We start from the raw sequence: 15920 nt of genomic DNA, 5'->3' as shown, positions 1-15920 counted from the left end.
CTCCTGGACGGCGACCTGTCCGCGCGCCGCGTGGAGCCCGACGCCGACCCGCGCGCCGTCCGCGCAGGCGGTCCTCGGCCTGCTCGATCGGCTGCCGCCCGGACTGGCTTCGGGGACGCCACGGCCCTCGTGGGCTGCGAAGGCTCCGCATTACGCGGCTATTGTCGGGGCTGCGTTGCCTCAACTAGCCGCTCAAGCAAGTGAGTTGGCTGAGGAGATGACGGCGGGCGTCGGCTCAGGGCCCGTCGTCGCCGTGCATGGTGACCTGTACGAGAGTCAGCTCCTTGTGGACGGTGGCCGGATCAGCGGGCTGCTGGACGTGGACACCGCGGGGCCCGGCGAACGTGTCGACGACCTGGGCTGTCTCCTCGGCCATCTGTCCGTCCTCGCCCAGATCGACCTGGAGCGCGCCGACGCCATCAATCGGCTGGGCGCCGGCTACTTGGCGGCGTTCGCGGGTGTTGTCGACCCCGCCGAGCTGCGGCGTCGTACTGCTGCCGTGGTGCTGTCCCTGGCCACTGGCCCGCATCGCGTGCAGGAGGCCGGGTGGCAGGCGGCTACCCGGGCCCGGCTGGACCTGGCTACGCGCTGGCTGCATCCCGGGTGAGGGGGCGTTCGTTCCCCGGATTGCTCCCCGGATTGGGGTCTTTCACGTTCGGATGAGGGGTCTTTCACGGGCGCCCCATGGAGGCTTCATCGCCGGGGGCGAGCTTAGAAGCAGAGCCCGAACCGTTCCGGGGCGGGCACCCAGGAAGGAACAACATCATGCGCATCACCAGACCGTGGCGCATAGCCGTTGCCGGTGTCGGCGCCACCGCAGTACTCGCCGGACTGGGCGGCGCGGCGGCAGCCACCGACCGCGGCATCGACCTGCACGACAAGTCCGACGCGGTGAGTGTCAGCACGCAGCTCGGCGACGACGACGGCCGCGATGATGACGGCCGTGGCGGCGACGCCGACGACTCGCCGGGTTCCGCGGATTCGCCGGGCGGGTCTCCGGCTTCCCGCGACGGCTCGCCGGAGTCGGCGGACAGCCCGCTCACCTCGCCGTTCGACTCGGCGGACTCGCCCAACGCGCCTGGTGGTGGAGCGGACTCGGGCAACAGCCCGGCGGACGCCTCCGCCGACAGCCCGGCGGGTTCCTCGGCTGACAGCCCGTCCGCCGACTCTGCCGACAGCCCGAACACGCCCGTGAAGCCCGCCGCGCCCAACCCGGTTGCGGACGACTCGGCCGACTCTCCTGCCGCTCCGGCACCTCGTGACATCGACTCGGGCAACAGTGCCGCCAGTGCGGCCAGCGTCTCCTCCGCGAACTCTGCCGGTTCGGCCGGCTCGGCGGACTGATCCAGCCGCCCGGTGATGGGCTGTGGGCCCGGACGCAACGGTAAGAGCGCCGTGCTGTCGGGGCTCGCAGCGTACGCCTACAGTGCCTCTCCTCAATCCTCAATCATGGTGACGGTCTTCATCAGCAGCGGTCGCTGGCGCCGTTGCTTCCACCGCCGGTGAGATTTCCGTCCCAGACCCAACCATTGGCGTTCGTCCCGCTGACGCGCACATGGGTCCACTTGTTGCCTGCCTCGTTCTTGGTCCAGCAGTGCCAGAAGAGTTTCCTGTCTGTTCCCACGATGGTCCAGTCGCAGTAGTTGTGCGGACCAGTGCGAATAACGCCGTTCTCCTTTACGTAGCCGGAGCCTCCGTCTTTGTTGGACCACCGGGGGTGCGTCAAGCAACTCCGTGGACCTTCTGCCCCCTGCGAAGAATCCGGGACCGAATGCGCGGAAGCTGTCGTCAGGACGATGCCCAGGGCCGCTGTCGGGAGTGCGACGAGAGCACGGAATCGATTTCCCCTCATCGAGGTTTCCTTTCCCTTCGCATGTCTACTTGCGGAGGCGCTCGCCGGTGAGGTCGGCGGCCTGCCGAGCCTCCGCGACTGCCGTGTCTCGACTCTCAGGGCGGTGAGAGTTGTCTGTAAGGCCAGTTCGGAGGGGTAGACAAGGGGCCAAGGTGGAACGTGGCGCCTGGGCTGTCGAGCACGGCTACTCCCTGGCCGGGAGCCGCGGTGGCCACGGCCGGCCTCCATCCGTGCTGCGTACGCCCGCGCCATCGGTATGTCTTCAAGCTGAGGTTGGAACGGGCTCATTGCCTGACGGTGATGTTCTGGAGTTGATACTGGCCTCATGACTCCAGCGAACCGTCAGGACACAGTCCGCTTACGTGCGTTCACCGAGGGCGACCTTTCCTTCCTCGATCGGCTCTGTACGGATCCCGATGCGCTCGGCGAGTTCGAGTGGCCCGGATTCGGTGATCCGAGGGCACGTCGTAAGCGGTGGGAGAGTGACGGGTATATCTCCGCCGAGTCCGCGGCGGTTGCGATCGTGCGGGCCGACGACACGGTTATCGGCATCGCCAGCTGGAAGCGCGGCGGTTTCCCGTTGGGTGTCACGTACGAGATCGGCGCGGCGGTGCTGCCCGAGCATCGGGGGCAGGGGGTGGGCACGGCGGCGCAGAAGCAACTCGTGGACTACCTGTTGGACCACACGACTGCGAACCGAATCGAAGCCCTCACAAATGGCGGCAACTTCGGCGAGCAGAAGGTGCTCGAACGCGTTGGGTTCCGTAAGGAAGCAGTCATGCGCGGTAGGTCCTTCCAGCATGGCGAGTACGTCGATGTGCTCGTCTACGGCCTGCTCCGCTCAGAGCGCCGTCCCGGAACGCCGTGAGCATTCTCCAGGCCTATTCAAAGTGAGGAAGGTGCCGTCCAAGGGGGAAGGCCCTCGATATCATGACCGCAGAATTTCTAATGACACTCGATGAAGGAATGCTTGAATATTTCCGCGACATGGCGAGTGAAATGGTCGAGTGATTCGGCATTTCTCGCGCCGAAGCCGTGGCGAGGATCAATGAGACATACGGCGAATTGGAGGTCTCGCCCTACCCTGACCTCATGTGTCACGAGCTCCCAGAATTCTGGGCGTACGGCGCGTACTACTACCCCAACGAAAAAGATCGACTTCCGACCGGAGATGTCGACGCTGACGCAGAAATTGACCTCACTCGACTGTCGGTCCGCCCCGTACCGCCCAGGGGCTCGGACTCGGCAGCCTGGACTCTCCAGGACGACGAGCCGGACAACTGAACGATTCAGGTCATTCCATCAGAGATTTGGGCCTGCGTCATGAGAACCGAAGAGTTCCTGACTCGACTTGATGGCGAGACGCTGGACTATTTTCGTGAAATGGTAGACGTGCTGGTTGGGTATTTCGGTATCTCGAGGGCAGAGGCCGTCGCGAGAATTAATGAGAGGTATGCAGGCGAGGATATCAGCGGCATGAACCAGGACCTTATGTGTCATGAGTTCCCGGAGTACTGGGCTTACCATCTCTACTTCAAGCCGCCACTCGACGCGCGTCCGCTTCCCTCGGGAGATCCGGAGGCGGACGGTGATCTCTCGAAGTGGGAGGTTCGCCCGCCGCCGCCCAGAGATTCACCCTTCTGGACCCTCAAAGAGTAGTAAGGCCTCCGACCGGATTGCAGGTCCTTGATCTGACAAGAGAATTGGGGATGTAGTGGCCCACTATGAGGATCTTTCCGCCTACGAGTACTTCCGAGCGTCGATACCTGGTGGCGTGAGGGCTCTCAATGTGGGCTGGCTGGAGGAAGGGGAGGCGTACGTAAAGGGAAGCCCTCCGAGTCCTTTCCTGTCAGCGCTTGGATTGTTGGTGCGTGATGCTCCCCAGATGAAGACGAGGGGCTGGCACGGGTGTCAACTTCCCCACGAAAAGAGAGAGGCGCAATACCCTCTTGCCGTTGAAATCTCTGGCAGCAAGGTGGTGCTGGGTGGGGCAGAGATTCGTGTCGTCGCGGAGTCAGGAGACTGGCTCGTTGCGCCAGATCTCGTCTACCACTACGTAGCGGCCCATTCCTACTTGCCGCCGGAGCCGTTCATTGAAGCGGTCATGGCCGGGCGGGTGGCTCCTGAGGTCGGCTCGAGCGGATGAGGCTCGGGGCTCGACCTACGGTGCGCTGTTTTCCGCGTCTTCGATGCCCTCCACGAAGTGGTCGAACTCGCCTGCCTGTACGCCTAGTACGAAGGCGTCCCACTTGCGGCGGTTGGTTGTGACGACGTTGGCCGGGTCGCTCGTTTCGCGGATGTAGACGGGGGATTCGGCGTCGTCTCCCTCGCCGAAGGCGATTTCGATCCAGGGGCCGGGGCCCTCGGCGTCTTCGGGTGCGGCGCGGATCCAGTCGAGGTTCGGGGGGGATGTCAGCCACGGTGGGTTTCGTCCTTGTGCTTGAGGGTGTGGAGGAGGGCGGAGAAGGCGGCGGGGGCGGCGTCGAGTATCGCGCCGGTGGAGTCGCCGCTTTCGGTGAGGTGGATCCTTGCTGTGCCGATAGCTATGTGTACGCATGAGTCGCCCTGTCCGCAGTAGGACGACTTCTGCCACCTGGTGTGCTTGGACATTTCGTTCCCTTCACAGGTCACGGATCGCATTGTGGATGACGTCTCGGGACTGCTCGGGGCTGAGAGCCAGGGACTCCATACGGTTGAGGAGTACCCGGTACATCTCCAACTGGGCCTCGGCGTCGAGGAACACGGGGCCGTGGGACTGATCGAGGTGGACCGTGTCCAGTTGGGGCACGGGACCGCTGGAGTAGAAGATCGACTGGCCTGAGCCCGGAAAGGAGCCGACGGCGAACGGGAGCACCTTGAGCGTGATGTGGTCCCGTTCGCTCATGTCCAGTAGGTGCTGCAGCTGCCCCTTCGCCACGGACGAGCCGCCGAACCGCATGCGCAGAGCGGCCTCGTGGATGATCGCGAGGTAGGGGGTCGGGCTGTTCCTGAAGAGGATGGCCTGACGTTTGATGCGGAAGGACACCCGGTGCTCGATGTCGGGCGGTGAGAACTCCGGTACGACCTGCCGGAACAGTTCGCGAGCGTGGTCGACGGTCTGGAGCAAGCCGGGGATGTGCACCGTGATCGCGGTGCGCAGACGCGTGGCGTGGTGCTCGACCTCCGCCAGGTCGAGCAAGCCGTTGGGGAGAAGCTCGCGGTACTCCTCCCACCAGCCGCGCGTCCGGTCAGTGGTCATCGCGCTCAGCGCCTCGACGAGTGCCGCGTTGCCGCACTTGTAGTGGCGGGCAAGGGCGCGAACGCGTTCAGCGCTTACGCCCACGCGTCCCGCCTCCATGTTGCTGACCTGAGTCTGCTTGATGCCCATGAGTTGACCGGCATCGGTGGCGGTGAGGCCTGCGCGTTCCCGGAGTTTGCGCAGCTCCGCGCCGAAGCGGAGTTGACGACCCGTTGGGTTGCTCCTCACGGGCTTGCCCGCCTCCTTGCTGTCACCGTCACTCACACGAGTGGTAGTGAATGGAATCCTTGGATTCCAGTGAATGTATTCACTGGTGCCGCTATCTTATTGCTCAGGCGCCACACCCAGAAGTACCCCGCTCGACGGAGCGGCCGCGGTCACTGGGCAACGTAACCAACCCACTCCCCAAACCACCCAACTTCCCTCCGAATCAGGAGACTTCCGATGGCAACCGTATCCCCGCCCTGGTCCTACACCCTCCAACTCCCGCACGATCCACGCGCACCGGGTATCGCCCGCGCAACCCTCCGTACGGTGCTGGCCGCCCACGGCCTCACCGAACTCACCTCCACCGCCGAGCTGCTGGCGTCCGAGCTCCTCACCAACGCCCACCGGCACACCAAGGGCCCGTACGCTCTCCGGCTCCGATCGACCGAACCCCACGGGCTCTACGTCGCCGTATGGGATTCCGACCCGAGACTCCCGCCCGGCTTCGGCGACACCGCCGACGTACCTCCGGAAGCCGCCCAGGAGGCCGAAAACGGCCGCGGCCTGCACCTCGTACGGGCCTGTGCCGACGCGTGGGGCGCCTCCGCCCCGCCCGAACTGGGCGGCTCCGAGGGCGGCAAGCTGCTGTGGGCCGAGTGTCAGTGCGATGCCCTACGGTGATTGCACGTACTCGGAGCGTGAACGGGGATGGCATGGCACAGCTTGAGGAGCGGCTCACGAGGGCCGCTTGCACACGTGCGGGCCGTGAAGCCGAGGCGATGGAGGGGACCGGACAGTACGGTGAATACGACGCCGAGCGGGACGTCGGACCTCCCATCGACCCCGCTCGCGCAGCCGCAGACGTGGAGGGACGGAGGCAGCGAGCCATGTCGGTATCGCCGGGCGCCTGGATGTACCCGCGCCCTCGCCCGGGGAATCTGCGTGAGATCGCCGAGAAGATCGAGGACGCTACGGGTCTGCGTGTGCAGATTGTGGGAGGAAAGCTCGTGATGTCCCCTACTCCACGTGGGAAGCACGCGGGTGTTGTGTGGCAGCTGCGTCAGCAACTCGACGGAATTCTTCCCCAGGGGCTCGGAGCCTTCGAGATGTCCTCGATCGCCCTGCCGGAAGACCCCGACGACTACGTCACGCCGGACCTGATCATCCTGCCCCTGGACTGGATGGACGACGACGACTGGCTGGCCGACCCTGAAGACGCGACGCTCGCCGTCGAGGTCATCTCCAGTTCCGAGAAGTCCCGCGAGATCAGGGACAAGGCCGACTGGTATGCCGTCGCGGGCGTGGCCGTTCTCCTCGTCATCGACCCCCGCAAGGGCACCTGGGCTCTGCACACCCGTCCGGACAACGGTGCCTATCAGGACGTGTTGCCCGGCAAGTTCGGGGAGCCGGTGCCGTTTCCCGCCCCTCTCCGGTTCGAAGTCGCCACCGATCGCTTCCCCTTGTACGGCGATTCGCCGCGTGCCAGGGGGAGCACGGCAGGCTCGTAGGGGGCTCACCGATTGCGGGCGAGGCACCGGCGTGCTGCCAGGCAGCGGGCGATGATCATTCCGCAGTAGGGCGCCCGCCTCTACACTGACGGTCGGCGGACTAGGACTACCGTGCGGCGAGGGGCGGTTGACGGTGCGTAAGGCGTGGATCGTGGGTATCGCCGTCACGGGGACGGGGCTCAGCTTCGTCATGCTGCTCGTCGTCGGGGTCTACATGACCGCCGGGAACCTCGCCAACGGGGTCGGGAAGGGCGCCGTCGGGCTGGCCAAGGGGGCCGTGCCGGGGGCTTATCAGACGCTGGTGCAGAAGTGGGGGAATCTGTGTCCTGCCATCAATCCGGCGTTGCTGGCGGCGCAGTTGTATCAGGAGAGCGGGTTCAATCCGAAGGCGCAGAGTCCGGCCGCCGCGCAGGGCATCGCTCAGTTCATCCCGGGGACCTGGGCCTCGCACGGACTTGACGGGGACGGTGACGGCGATCGCGACGTATGGGATCCGAATGACGCGATTCCGTCGGCCGCTTCGTACGACTGCAAGCTCGCCGGGTACGTGAAGGACGCGCCCGGCGACCCGACGAAGAACATGCTCGCCGCGTACAACGCGGGGGCGTACGCCGTCATCAAGTACGGGGGCGTGCCGCCGTACAAGGAGACGCAGAACTACGTCAAGACGATCACCACGCTGCAGGACAGCTTCGCCGCGCCCGTCGGCCGGGTGCAGCCCTCGCAGCAGGCGGCCGGGGCGATCGGTTACGCGCAGAAGAAGCTCGGGACGCTGTATCTGTGGGGCGGGAACGGTACCGCTGACCAGGGCGGACGCTTCGACTGTTCGGGGCTGACGAAGGCCGCGTACGAGAGTGTGGGGATCGAGCTGCCTCGGGTCGCCAACGATCAGTACAACGCCGGGCCGCACCCGAAGCGGGAGGAACTGCTGCCGGGCGATCTCGTGTTCTTCTCGGACGACCTCACCAATTCCCGGGCCATCCGGCATGTGGGCATTTACGTGGGCGGCGGATACATGATCAACGCGCCGCGGCCCGGCGCCGTGATCCGGTTCGACCCGATCGATACGCCCGACTACTTCGGGGCGACCAGGGTCACCGAAGATGGCGCGAAAGCGTTGCCCACTCCCGTGTGATCTGGCCGAATCCTTCCGTTACCGGCTGTTACAGTCACTGATTCACGCGCCTCTGAGCTGCGGGAATGTGTCTCTCTTCGATAACGTCTGCGTGATCATTCGGTGGACTGTGGAACGTAGAGGAGGGGGTCATGCGTTCCATGGACGTACGCCTGACAAGCGACTGGCGATGGACGTACGACGTAGCCGACCACGGGGGTTGATGGCGCGGCGCATCGGACAGGTGCGCTGGAATTGCACGACGAAGATCATGACGAAGGGGCCGCTGCACCATGGCTGGACTCGCCGAATCCGGGTCGAACCCCGACGTCGACTTGCTCTATGACATCAACGGACTGGCCAAGGACGCCCCCGGCTGGATCGACGGGATCATGAAGTTCGTGGGTGAGTGGGGAATCCTGCTCGCCATGGTGCTGCTGGTGCTCGGGTGCTGGTGGACCGTACGGCGCCGGGGTGGCGAGGACGCCGCCTCCTCCGTGGCCGCGCTGATCTGGGCGCCGCTCGCGGCCGGCATCGCGGTCTTGGTGAACGTGCCGATACGGGGCTTTGTGGAGCGGCCCCGGCCCTTCCGTGAGCACCAGGGGCTCGAGGTCCTCATCGGCGGCAAGACCGACTACTCGTTCGTGAGCGATCACGCGACGCTCGTCATGGCGCTGGCTGTCGGGCTGTTCATGGCGAACCGGAAGTTCGGGCTGCTGGGGCTCGGACTTGCGCTGGTCGAGGGGTTCCTCCGGGTCTATATGGGCGTGCATTACCCGACCGACGTCATCGGCGGGTTCGCCCTGGGGACGGCCGTCGTGCTGCTCCTCTCGCCGCTCGCCCTGGCGTTGCTGACGCCGGTGACGCGGGCCGCGGAGCGGTCGGCTCGGGCGGGGTGGGTGATCCGGGCTCGGGGTGCTTCTCCTGAGGAGGAGGACCAGATGGCTCCCGGAACTCGGGCCGGGACAGAGGCCGAGGCGGAGGCGCGGGACCTGGCGGCGTAGAACTCCGGCGGGGGAGGCCGTACGGCCGTCTGTTCGGCCGGACGACCTCCCCGGGATGTTGATCACCCGTAGCCGCGCTCCCATTTGCCGCAGCCCCAGTACGCGTCCTCTTCCTTGTCACCCACGCAGACCCTGATGTTGACCCGCTTGCCCTCCTTGACGTTGACCTGCTTTCCGGCATAGGAGCCGGAGTTGCCCCCGTCCGTGTCCCAGACCACGACGTCGGGGCTGCTGTTGCCCTTGGTGTCGCCCAGGATGACGGCGCCGTGTGCCGGGTCGTCGAGATGGCACATGTCTGCGACTTTGAACCAGTCACCCTTGTGCTCGAACCTGCCGTTCGCGTCGCCGGCCCCGATGCAGGCCTCCCCATCGGCGTGGGAGAAAGGGCTGTTCTTGCTCGCGGCGGCGCTCGCGGGAGACGCGGCGACTCCCCACGCCAGGGCGCATGCGGCACCCGTGGCGACCATCCCCCGCAGCAGGCGGGAATGTTCTTTGAGCATGTGTGCTCCCCCTTGTTCTCGTACCGGACGAGCACCCGTCCGTGCCGTCGGCCGTCGGGAGTCCGCCGTCGGGGGTGCTCGTGTCTCGACGCTCGTGGCTGCGGGCGTTGTCCGTAAGACCAGTTCAGGGGAGTAGACAAGGAGGACCGGGGGCACAGACTGCCGGACGCCCACCGATGTGCCGCCCTCACATCGCCTGCGGGTGTGGGGCCTACAGCGCCTGCGGGTAAGCAAAGAAGCCGTCCGGGTCGTACCGCTTCTTGAGCTTCGCCAGACGCCCCGCCGCCGGCCCGTAGTACGCCGTACGCCAGTCCTTGAGCGTCGAGTCCGTGTAGTTCTGGTACGCCGCCCCCGAAGCGTGGCGCCTCATCGCGGCGTGGGCTTCGCCCAGCCACGACTGGGCCGCCGTGCCGGAGGTTCCCGCGCGCCAGGACGCGATGTACTGGGCCAGTACGCGGGAGCGGCGGTGTACGAAGGCCGTTGCCGTGGGGGCCACGCGGTTGATCTCGCCGCCGAGCGCCGTCAGTTGGACGGTGGCGGCGCCGCCCCGTACCGACTCGATCTGGGTCAGCAGCGTCTGGATGCCCGTCGTCGGGATCGCGCGGTCGAAGAAGTCCGAGCGGGCCGCGTATGTCTCGCGGCCGAGCGCGCCTTCGGGGGAGCGGCCGGGGGTCGTGCCGGGCAGATGGCACTGGGCGTCGGAGGAGAAGGAGGAGCAGCCCGCGTACACCTCCATCGACTCCTCGTACGTACGCCGCTGAAGCGAGGCGTTGCTGGGCTGGACGCCGATCCGGTCGGCCAGGCGGTCCACCGCGTTCTGCAGTTCGCCGTGGGTGCCGAGGGAGAAGGCGGTGATCGAGACGGTGGGGGCGGCGCCGGCCGTGTTCGCGAGGTGGGCCGAGGACCAGATCTCGTCGGGCTGGTCCGGGCCCCATTCCTGCCAGGCCGCGAGTACGGCGGCGGCCCGGGACCAGGGCCAGGTCAGGTTCGCGGTGACCGCCTGCGGGGCCGGGCGGGTGCGGAAGCGCAGCTCGGTGACGACGCCGAAGTTGCCGTTGCCCGCGCCGCGCAGCGCCCAGAAGAGGTCCTTGTTGTCGTCGGCGTCGGCGGTCAGCTCCTTGCCGTCGGCGGTGATCAACGTGGCCCGGGTGAGGCTGTCGCAGGTCAGGCCGTACGCGCGGGAGACCACGCCGTGGCCGCCGCCGAGCGTGAGGCCCGAGACGCCGACGCTCGGGCAGGAGCCGGCCGGGATCGTGACGCCCTTCGCGGCGAGCGCGCGGTAGACGTCGATCAGCTTGGCGCCCGCGCCGATGACCGCCTCATTGCCCGAGGCCCGGACCTTGGCGATCTTCGATACGTCGACGATGAGGCGCCCATTGCCCGAGGACCAGCCGGCGTAGGAGTGGCCGCCGTTGCGGATGGCGACGGGGAGCTTGCGGGCGCGGGCGTACGACAGTGCCGTACGGACGTCGTCAGCATGGGCGACGTACGCGACGGCCGTCGGCTTCAGCGAGTCGAAGCGCGTGTTGTAGAGCTGGCGGGCGGCTGCCCAGGCCTCGTCGCCCGGGCGGACCAGGCTGCCGTCCAGGTCCTTGGCGAGGCCGGCCAGGTTGGCCGGGACCGACTCGCTCTGCGTCTTGATCGGCGTACGTGACGTGGACGCCCCCTCGGTGGAGCGCGGCTCGGATCCGCTGCCGCTGCACCCTGCGGTGACCGCGGCGGCGAGGGCCGCGGTGCCTCCGCCTATGAACGTACGCCGTCGCATGAGTGCCTCCCGTGGTTTCACGTGGAACGAGACGGGTCCGCGGAGGCGAGGGTTCCATCTCCGGCGACGACCAGGAGGCGGGGAGGTGCGGAAACCCTCACGTGCTCTCCCCGTGAGCATTCCGTGACCTCACCGCACTGACGGCAGGGGTTCACCTTCCGTTCACTCACGGCCATCGGCCACTTCACCTCTTCTGTCTAATTTCGGCCTTACGCGGTGCGTGGTGCGAGCGGAGGTTCGCTCACGTATCACTCGAATTCGGCGATGCGTACGCGTGGACCGGTACGTATCGGCAAGTACGACGTTGGCAAGTTACAGACGGCAGCCTCGTGCGGACGAGAGGCTGCACCACGACTTCGCACGCCGCCTGTGGGGCGGCTCCTGGAAGGAACTCCCGAAAGTGAAGCTTCAGCGCAAGAACCGGCTTCGCGCCCTTTCCCTCGGTGCTGTCGCCGTCTCCAGCGCCCTGGCCCTGACGGCGTGCGGCTCCGACGACACCGGCGCCGACCCCGGAACCGGCGACGGCGCCAGCACTCAGGCCGGCAACATCAAGTGTGACGACGCCCAGGGGCAGTTGCTCGCCGACGGTTCGTCCGCGCAGAAGAATGCGATGGACGCCTGGGTCAAGCAGTTCTCGGCCGCCTGCAAGGTGCAGATCAACTACAAGGCCGGCGGCTCGGGCGCCGGTGTCACCGCGTTCACCCAGGGTCAGGTCGCCTTCGCGGGTTCCGACTCCGCGCTGAAGCCCGAAGAGGTCACCGCCTCCAAGGAGCAGTGTGAGGGCGGCCAGGGCATCAACCTCCCGATGGTCGGCGGCCCGATCGCGGTCGGCTACAAGCTCTCCGGCGTCGACAACCTGGTCCTGGACGCGGACACGCTGGCCAAGATCTTCGACAGCCAGATCACCAAGTGGAACGACCCGGCGATCGCGAAGCTGAACCCCGACGCCAAGCTGCCCGCCACCAAGATCCAGGCCTTCCACCGCTCGGACGAGTCCGGCACCACGGACAACTTCACCAAGTACCTCAAGGAAGCCGCACCCGACGTCTGGGGCAAGTACGAGGGCGGTAAGGCCTGGGAGGCCAAGGGCGGCCAGTCCGCTCCGCAGTCCTCCGGTGTCACCGCGCAGGTGAAGCAGACCGAGGGCGCGATCGGCTACATGGAGCTGTCGTACGCCAAGGAGGGCATGAACACGGTCGACCTCGACACGGGTGCGGGCACGCCGGTCGAGGCCACCATCGACAACGCCAGCAAGGCCATCGCCGCCGCCAAGCAGGTCGGCACCGGCAAGGACCTGGCGCTGGAGCTGGACTACGCGACCAAGGCCGAGGGTGCCTACCCGATCGTCCTGGTCACGTACGAGATCGTCTGCGACAAGGGCAACAAGGCCGACACCCTGCCCGCCACCAAGGCGCTCCTGCGCTACATGGCGAGCGAGGACGGCCAGAAGATCCTCGCCGAGAACGACTACGCGCCCATGCCCCAGGAGATCATCGCCAAGGTCCGTACGACCGTTGAGGGTCTGAGCTGACCTGAGTGCGGCCCGGCCCCCATCGACCGGGCCGGGCCGCACTTTCCGGTGCACCGCCGCCAGGAGCCGCTCAGCATGGGTGGCTCCGCAGACCGGAGAACCCAATGGGCATACCTACACAGGACACGGCACCTCCACCTCCCCCCACCCAGCCGTCCACGGCCGAACAGAAGCGAGCGGCCCGCGGCGCCACCCGGCCCGGAGACCGGATCTTCCTCGGTCTCACCCGCGGGTCCGGCATCCTGCTGCTGGTGATCATGGCCGCCATCGCGGTCTTCCTCACCTATCGCGCCTCGCTCGCGATCAGCAAGAACGAGGGCAACTTCCTCACCACCTTCGACTGGAACACCTCCGCCGACCCGCCGGTCTTCGGCATCGCCGTCCTGGCCTTCGGCACGGTGGTCTCCTCGATCATCGCCATGGTCATCGCGGTGCCGATCGCGGTCGCCATCGCACTGTTCCTCACGCACTACGCCCCGCGCCGCCTCAGCGGCCCCATCGCGTACGTGATCGACCTGCTCGCCGCGGTGCCGTCCATCGTGTACGGCCTGTGGGGCGCCCTCATCCTCGTACCGCAGCTGGTCGGCCTCTACAGCTGGCTGGACGAGTACCTCGGCTGGACCGGCATCTTCGAGTGGCAGGGCGGCGCCCCCCGCACGATGCTCACCGTCGGCATCCTGCTCGCGATCATGATCCTGCCGATCGTGACGAACGTGAGCCGTGAGGTCTTCCGCCAGGCCCCGCAGATGATCGAGGAGGCGGCCCTGGCTCTCGGCGCCACGCGCTGGGAGGTCATCCGCATGGCCGTGCTGCCCTTCGGCCGCTCCGGCGTGATCTCCGCCTCGATGCTCGGTCTCGGCCGCGCGCTCGGTGAGACGATGGCCGTGGCCACCGTGCTGTCGCCGGACTTCCTGATCCGCGCCAGCCTGCTCGAACCGGGCGGCGGCACCTTCGCCCAGAACATCGCGAGCAAGTTCAGCGAGGCGACACAGTTCGGCCGGGACGCGCTCATCGCCTCCGGTCTGGTCCTGTTCGTCATCACCCTGCTGGTCAACGGTGCGGCCCGCGCGATCATCGCCCGCCGCAAGGAGTACTCGGGGGCCAACGCATGAGCCACGCAGCCGTCACCGACAAGCGCCCCAGCACCCTGCGCGGCGCGCATCTCCCCAAGTGGTTCGCATGGGCGACCGCAGCGGGCTCCCTTGCCCTCGCCGTCGGCATCGGCCTGGCGGCCGGCCTGCAGAGCAAGATCCAGTGGGGTCTGATCGCCTCGATCCTCTTCGTCCTCGGTACGTACGTGATCTCCGCGAGCGTCGAGGGCAAGCGGCAGGCCAAGGACCGCGTCGCGACCTCCGTGGTCTGGGTGGCCTTCCTGCTCGCCGTCGTCCCGCTGGTCTCCCTGATGTGGACGACCATCTCGCGCGGTGTGAAGGTCCTCGACGGTTACTTCCTGACCCACTCGATGGGTGTGGTCGCGGACGACGAGGTGGGCGGCGGTATCAACCACGCCATCATCGGCACCGTGCAGCAGGTCGGCCTCGCCACCCTGATCGGTGCGCCGATCGGCGTGCTCACCGCGATCTACCTGGTGGAGTACGGGCGCGGCAAGCTCGCCAAGTCCGTCACCTTCTTCGTCGACGTCATGACGGGTATCCCGTCGATCGTCGCGGGTCTGTTCATCCTCAGCCTCATGCTGATGTTCGACATGCAGCCCTTCGGCTTCGCCGGATCGCTCGCGCTGGCCATCCTGATGATGCCGGTCGTGGTCCGCTCCACCGAGGAGATGCTCAAGCTCGTGCCGAACGAGCTGCGCGAGGCCTCCCTCGCGCTGGGCGTCCCCAAGTGGCGCACCATCATCAAGGTGGTCGTACCGACCTCTATCGGCGGCATCACCACCGGCATCATGCTGGCGGTAGCCCGTATCGCCGGTGAGACCGCGCCCATCCTGCTGCTGGTGTTCGGTGGCAACTTCATCAACTCGAACCCGTTCGAGGGTCCGCAGCAGGCGCTGCCGCTCTACATCTACCAGCAGTACGGGGCGGGATCGAGCGCGGGTTACGACCGTGCCTGGGCGGCCTCGCTCGTGCTGATCGCCATCGTGATGATCCTCAACCTCGGGGCTCGCGGCATCGCCCGCTGGAAGGCCCCGAAGGCTGGTCGCTGACGCGGCCATACAGCGACCGGACTGAACTCCCGAAAGAAGCAGTGATCCCCATGGCCAAGCGAATCGACGTAAGCGGTCTGACCGCCTACTACAGCGCCCACAAGGCGATAGAAGACATCTCCATGACCGTCGAGCCCCGCTCCGTGACGGCCTTCATCGGCCCGTCCGGCTGCGGCAAGTCGACGTTCCTGCGCACGCTGAACCGTATGCACGAGGTCACCCCCGGTGGCCGCGTCGAGGGCAAGGTGCTGCTCGACGACGAGGACCTGTACGGGTCCGGGGTCGACCCCGTCGCCGTACGCAGCACGATCGGCATGGTCTTCCAGCGGCCCAACCCCTTCCCCACGATGTCGATCTTCGACAACGTCGCGGCGGGGCTTCGGCTCAACGGCTCGTACAAGAAGGCCGAGCTGGCGGACGTCGTCGAGAAGTCTCTCAAGGGGGCGAACCTCTGGAACGAGGTCAAGGACCGGCTGAACAAGCCCGGTTCGGGGCTTTCCGGTGGTCAGCAGCAGCGGCTGTGCATCGCGCGGGCGATCGCGGTCGAGCCGCAGGTGCTGCTGATGGACGAGCCCTGCTCGGCCCTCGACCCGATCTCGACGCTTGCGATCGAGGATCTGATCGGGGAGCTGAAGGAGCGCTTCACGATTGTCATCGTGACGCACAACATGCAGCAGGCGGCTCGGGTCTCCGACCGCACCGCCTTCTTCAACCTCTCGGCGGTCGGGCAGCCCGGCAAGCTCATCGAGATCGACGAGACGGAACGGATCTTCTCGAACCCGTCTGTCCAGGCGACCGAGGACTACATCTCCGGGCGCTTCGGCTGATGCCAGGCCCCTCGCGGTGCTGCATGGCGGTGCCACCGTGAGGTTGATAGGGCCCGCCCCTGGCTCCCGGGGGCGGGCCCGTCGTTAAGGGGCCGCGCCCCTGGGCCCCAGGCTGCGCCCCCGGTCTCACCATGGGCTGCGCCCTCGGCCCCCCTCGGGGCTGCGCCCCTGGCCTCACTTGGGGCTTCGCCCCTGGACGCCACCAGGGGT

The 15920-nt window shown here is 67.0% G+C and carries 18 protein-coding genes; 13 read left to right on the top strand and 5 right to left on the bottom strand.

Annotated features, from left to right (window positions below):
* From G6048_RS39520 to G6048_RS39500, 5 genes are all read left to right on the top strand, one after another.
* Window positions 1-607: phosphotransferase (locus G6048_RS39520; protein WP_165344424.1), on the top strand; the 607-nt coding region annotated here is incomplete at its 5' end.
* Between the two features lie 158 nt (window positions 608-765).
* The gene (locus G6048_RS39515; protein WP_165344423.1) at window positions 766-1344 is read left to right on the top strand and encodes a hypothetical protein; all 579 of its coding nucleotides are present in this window, start codon (window positions 766-768) and stop codon (window positions 1342-1344) included.
* 833 nt (window positions 1345-2177) lie between these two features.
* Window positions 2178-2720, top strand: coding sequence for a GNAT family N-acetyltransferase (locus G6048_RS39510; RefSeq protein ID WP_165344422.1), 543 nt, complete (start codon window positions 2178-2180; stop codon window positions 2718-2720).
* A 455-nt stretch (window positions 2721-3175) separates the two neighbouring features.
* A complete protein-coding gene (locus tag G6048_RS39505; RefSeq protein WP_165344421.1) occupies window positions 3176-3511 on the top strand; it encodes a hypothetical protein in 336 nt (111 codons plus the stop codon).
* Window positions 3512-3566: 55 nt separating this feature from the next.
* Window positions 3567-3998 (top strand): DUF7919 family protein, encoded by a 432-nt coding sequence (locus G6048_RS39500; protein ID WP_165344420.1) that lies wholly within the window; start codon window positions 3567-3569, stop codon window positions 3996-3998.
* Window positions 3999-4013: 15 nt separating this feature from the next.
* Here G6048_RS39500 and G6048_RS50410 read toward each other — a convergent pair whose 3' ends face one another.
* The 3 genes from G6048_RS50410 to G6048_RS39485 are packed head-to-tail and all read right to left on the bottom strand — an operon-like array spanning window position 4014 to window position 5318.
* The gene (locus G6048_RS50410; protein ID WP_165344426.1) at window positions 4014-4268 is read right to left on the bottom strand and encodes a DUF397 domain-containing protein; all 255 of its coding nucleotides are present in this window, start codon (window positions 4266-4268) and stop codon (window positions 4014-4016) included.
* Window positions 4265-4462: a DUF397 domain-containing protein gene (locus G6048_RS39490; protein WP_165344419.1), complete on the bottom strand. Its 198-nt coding sequence runs from the start codon at window positions 4460-4462 to the stop codon at window positions 4265-4267. Before G6048_RS39490 ends, G6048_RS50410 begins: the two co-directional genes overlap by 4 nt.
* A gap of 10 nt (window positions 4463-4472) precedes the next feature.
* Window positions 4473-5318, bottom strand: coding sequence for a helix-turn-helix domain-containing protein (locus tag G6048_RS39485; RefSeq protein ID WP_165344418.1), 846 nt, complete (start codon window positions 5316-5318; stop codon window positions 4473-4475).
* 216 nt (window positions 5319-5534) lie between these two features.
* Between G6048_RS39485 and G6048_RS39480 the strand changes: the two genes are divergently transcribed.
* The 4 genes from G6048_RS39480 to G6048_RS39465 all read left to right on the top strand — a co-directional run bounded on the left by G6048_RS39480 (window position 5535) and on the right by G6048_RS39465 (window position 8923).
* Complete coding sequence (locus G6048_RS39480) at window positions 5535-5978, top strand: ATP-binding protein (RefSeq protein ID WP_165344417.1); 444 nt, start codon at window positions 5535-5537, stop codon at window positions 5976-5978.
* A 206-nt stretch (window positions 5979-6184) separates the two neighbouring features.
* Window positions 6185-6805 carry a Uma2 family endonuclease gene (locus G6048_RS39475; protein WP_235990929.1) on the top strand — a complete coding sequence of 207 codons (621 nt, stop codon included), beginning with the start codon at window positions 6185-6187 and terminating at the stop codon, window positions 6803-6805.
* A 133-nt stretch (window positions 6806-6938) separates the two neighbouring features.
* Window positions 6939-7940 (top strand): C40 family peptidase, encoded by a 1002-nt coding sequence (locus tag G6048_RS39470; protein ID WP_165344416.1) that lies wholly within the window; start codon window positions 6939-6941, stop codon window positions 7938-7940.
* Window positions 7941-8212: 272 nt separating this feature from the next.
* Window positions 8213-8923, top strand: coding sequence for a phosphatase PAP2 family protein (locus G6048_RS39465; RefSeq protein ID WP_165344415.1), 711 nt, complete (start codon window positions 8213-8215; stop codon window positions 8921-8923).
* Window positions 8924-8985: 62 nt separating this feature from the next.
* Here G6048_RS39465 and G6048_RS39460 read toward each other — a convergent pair whose 3' ends face one another.
* Both G6048_RS39460 and G6048_RS39455 read right to left on the bottom strand, forming a co-directional pair.
* Window positions 8986-9423, bottom strand: a complete 438-nt coding sequence (locus G6048_RS39460; protein ID WP_165344414.1) for a hypothetical protein — start codon at window positions 9421-9423, stop codon at window positions 8986-8988.
* 211 nt (window positions 9424-9634) lie between these two features.
* Window positions 9635-11188: an FAD-binding oxidoreductase gene (locus tag G6048_RS39455; RefSeq protein ID WP_165344413.1), complete on the bottom strand. Its 1554-nt coding sequence runs from the start codon at window positions 11186-11188 to the stop codon at window positions 9635-9637.
* Between the two features lie 400 nt (window positions 11189-11588).
* Here G6048_RS39455 and pstS point away from each other — a divergent pair, with 400 nt between their 5' ends.
* The 4 genes from pstS (at window position 11589) to pstB (ending at window position 15710) form a co-directional block, all read left to right on the top strand.
* Window positions 11589-12719 carry a phosphate ABC transporter substrate-binding protein PstS gene (gene pstS, locus G6048_RS39450; protein WP_165344412.1) on the top strand — a complete coding sequence of 377 codons (1131 nt, stop codon included), beginning with the start codon at window positions 11589-11591 and terminating at the stop codon, window positions 12717-12719.
* A gap of 104 nt (window positions 12720-12823) precedes the next feature.
* A complete protein-coding gene (gene pstC, locus G6048_RS39445) occupies window positions 12824-13831 on the top strand; it encodes a phosphate ABC transporter permease subunit PstC (RefSeq protein ID WP_165344411.1) in 1008 nt (335 codons plus the stop codon).
* Window positions 13828-14883 carry a phosphate ABC transporter permease PstA gene (gene pstA, locus G6048_RS39440; protein WP_165344410.1) on the top strand — a complete coding sequence of 352 codons (1056 nt, stop codon included), beginning with the start codon at window positions 13828-13830 and terminating at the stop codon, window positions 14881-14883. The genes pstC and pstA overlap by 4 nt, the downstream gene beginning before the upstream one ends.
* 50 nt (window positions 14884-14933) lie before the next feature.
* Window positions 14934-15710 carry a phosphate ABC transporter ATP-binding protein PstB gene (gene pstB / locus G6048_RS39435; protein WP_165344409.1) on the top strand — a complete coding sequence of 259 codons (777 nt, stop codon included), beginning with the start codon at window positions 14934-14936 and terminating at the stop codon, window positions 15708-15710.
* Window positions 15711-15920: the final 210 nt, after the last annotated feature.

The sequence above is a fragment of the Streptomyces ureilyticus genome (assembly GCF_011045025.1).
Lineage (GTDB): Bacteria > Actinomycetota > Actinomycetes > Streptomycetales > Streptomycetaceae > Streptomyces > Streptomyces ureilyticus.
The sequence above is the reverse complement of the archived record's forward strand: the minus strand, read 5'-3'. Positions and strand labels throughout refer to the sequence as shown.

Excerpts from the sequence above, each read along its gene's own strand:
- G6048_RS39475 (WP_235990929.1), top strand. The coding sequence starts at position 6,185 with ATGTCGGTATCGCCGGGCGCCTGGATGTACCCGCGCCCTCGCCCGGGG.
- pstB (WP_165344409.1), top strand. The coding sequence starts at position 14,934 with ATGGCCAAGCGAATCGACGTAAGCGGTCTGACCGCCTACTACAGCGCC.
- G6048_RS39455 (WP_165344413.1), bottom strand. The coding sequence starts at position 11,188 with ATGCGACGGCGTACGTTCATAGGCGGAGGCACCGCGGCCCTCGCCGCC.
- G6048_RS39490 (WP_165344419.1), bottom strand. The coding sequence starts at position 4,462 with ATGTCCAAGCACACCAGGTGGCAGAAGTCGTCCTACTGCGGACAGGGC.
- G6048_RS39480 (WP_165344417.1), top strand. The coding sequence starts at position 5,535 with ATGGCAACCGTATCCCCGCCCTGGTCCTACACCCTCCAACTCCCGCAC.
- G6048_RS39505 (WP_165344421.1), top strand. The coding sequence starts at position 3,176 with ATGAGAACCGAAGAGTTCCTGACTCGACTTGATGGCGAGACGCTGGAC.
- G6048_RS39460 (WP_165344414.1), bottom strand. The coding sequence starts at position 9,423 with ATGCTCAAAGAACATTCCCGCCTGCTGCGGGGGATGGTCGCCACGGGT.
- G6048_RS39465 (WP_165344415.1), top strand. The coding sequence starts at position 8,213 with ATGGCTGGACTCGCCGAATCCGGGTCGAACCCCGACGTCGACTTGCTC.
- pstC (WP_165344411.1), top strand. The coding sequence starts at position 12,824 with ATGGGCATACCTACACAGGACACGGCACCTCCACCTCCCCCCACCCAG.
- G6048_RS39515 (WP_165344423.1), top strand. The coding sequence starts at position 766 with ATGCGCATCACCAGACCGTGGCGCATAGCCGTTGCCGGTGTCGGCGCC.
- pstA (WP_165344410.1), top strand. The coding sequence starts at position 13,828 with ATGAGCCACGCAGCCGTCACCGACAAGCGCCCCAGCACCCTGCGCGGC.
- G6048_RS39510 (WP_165344422.1), top strand. The coding sequence starts at position 2,178 with ATGACTCCAGCGAACCGTCAGGACACAGTCCGCTTACGTGCGTTCACC.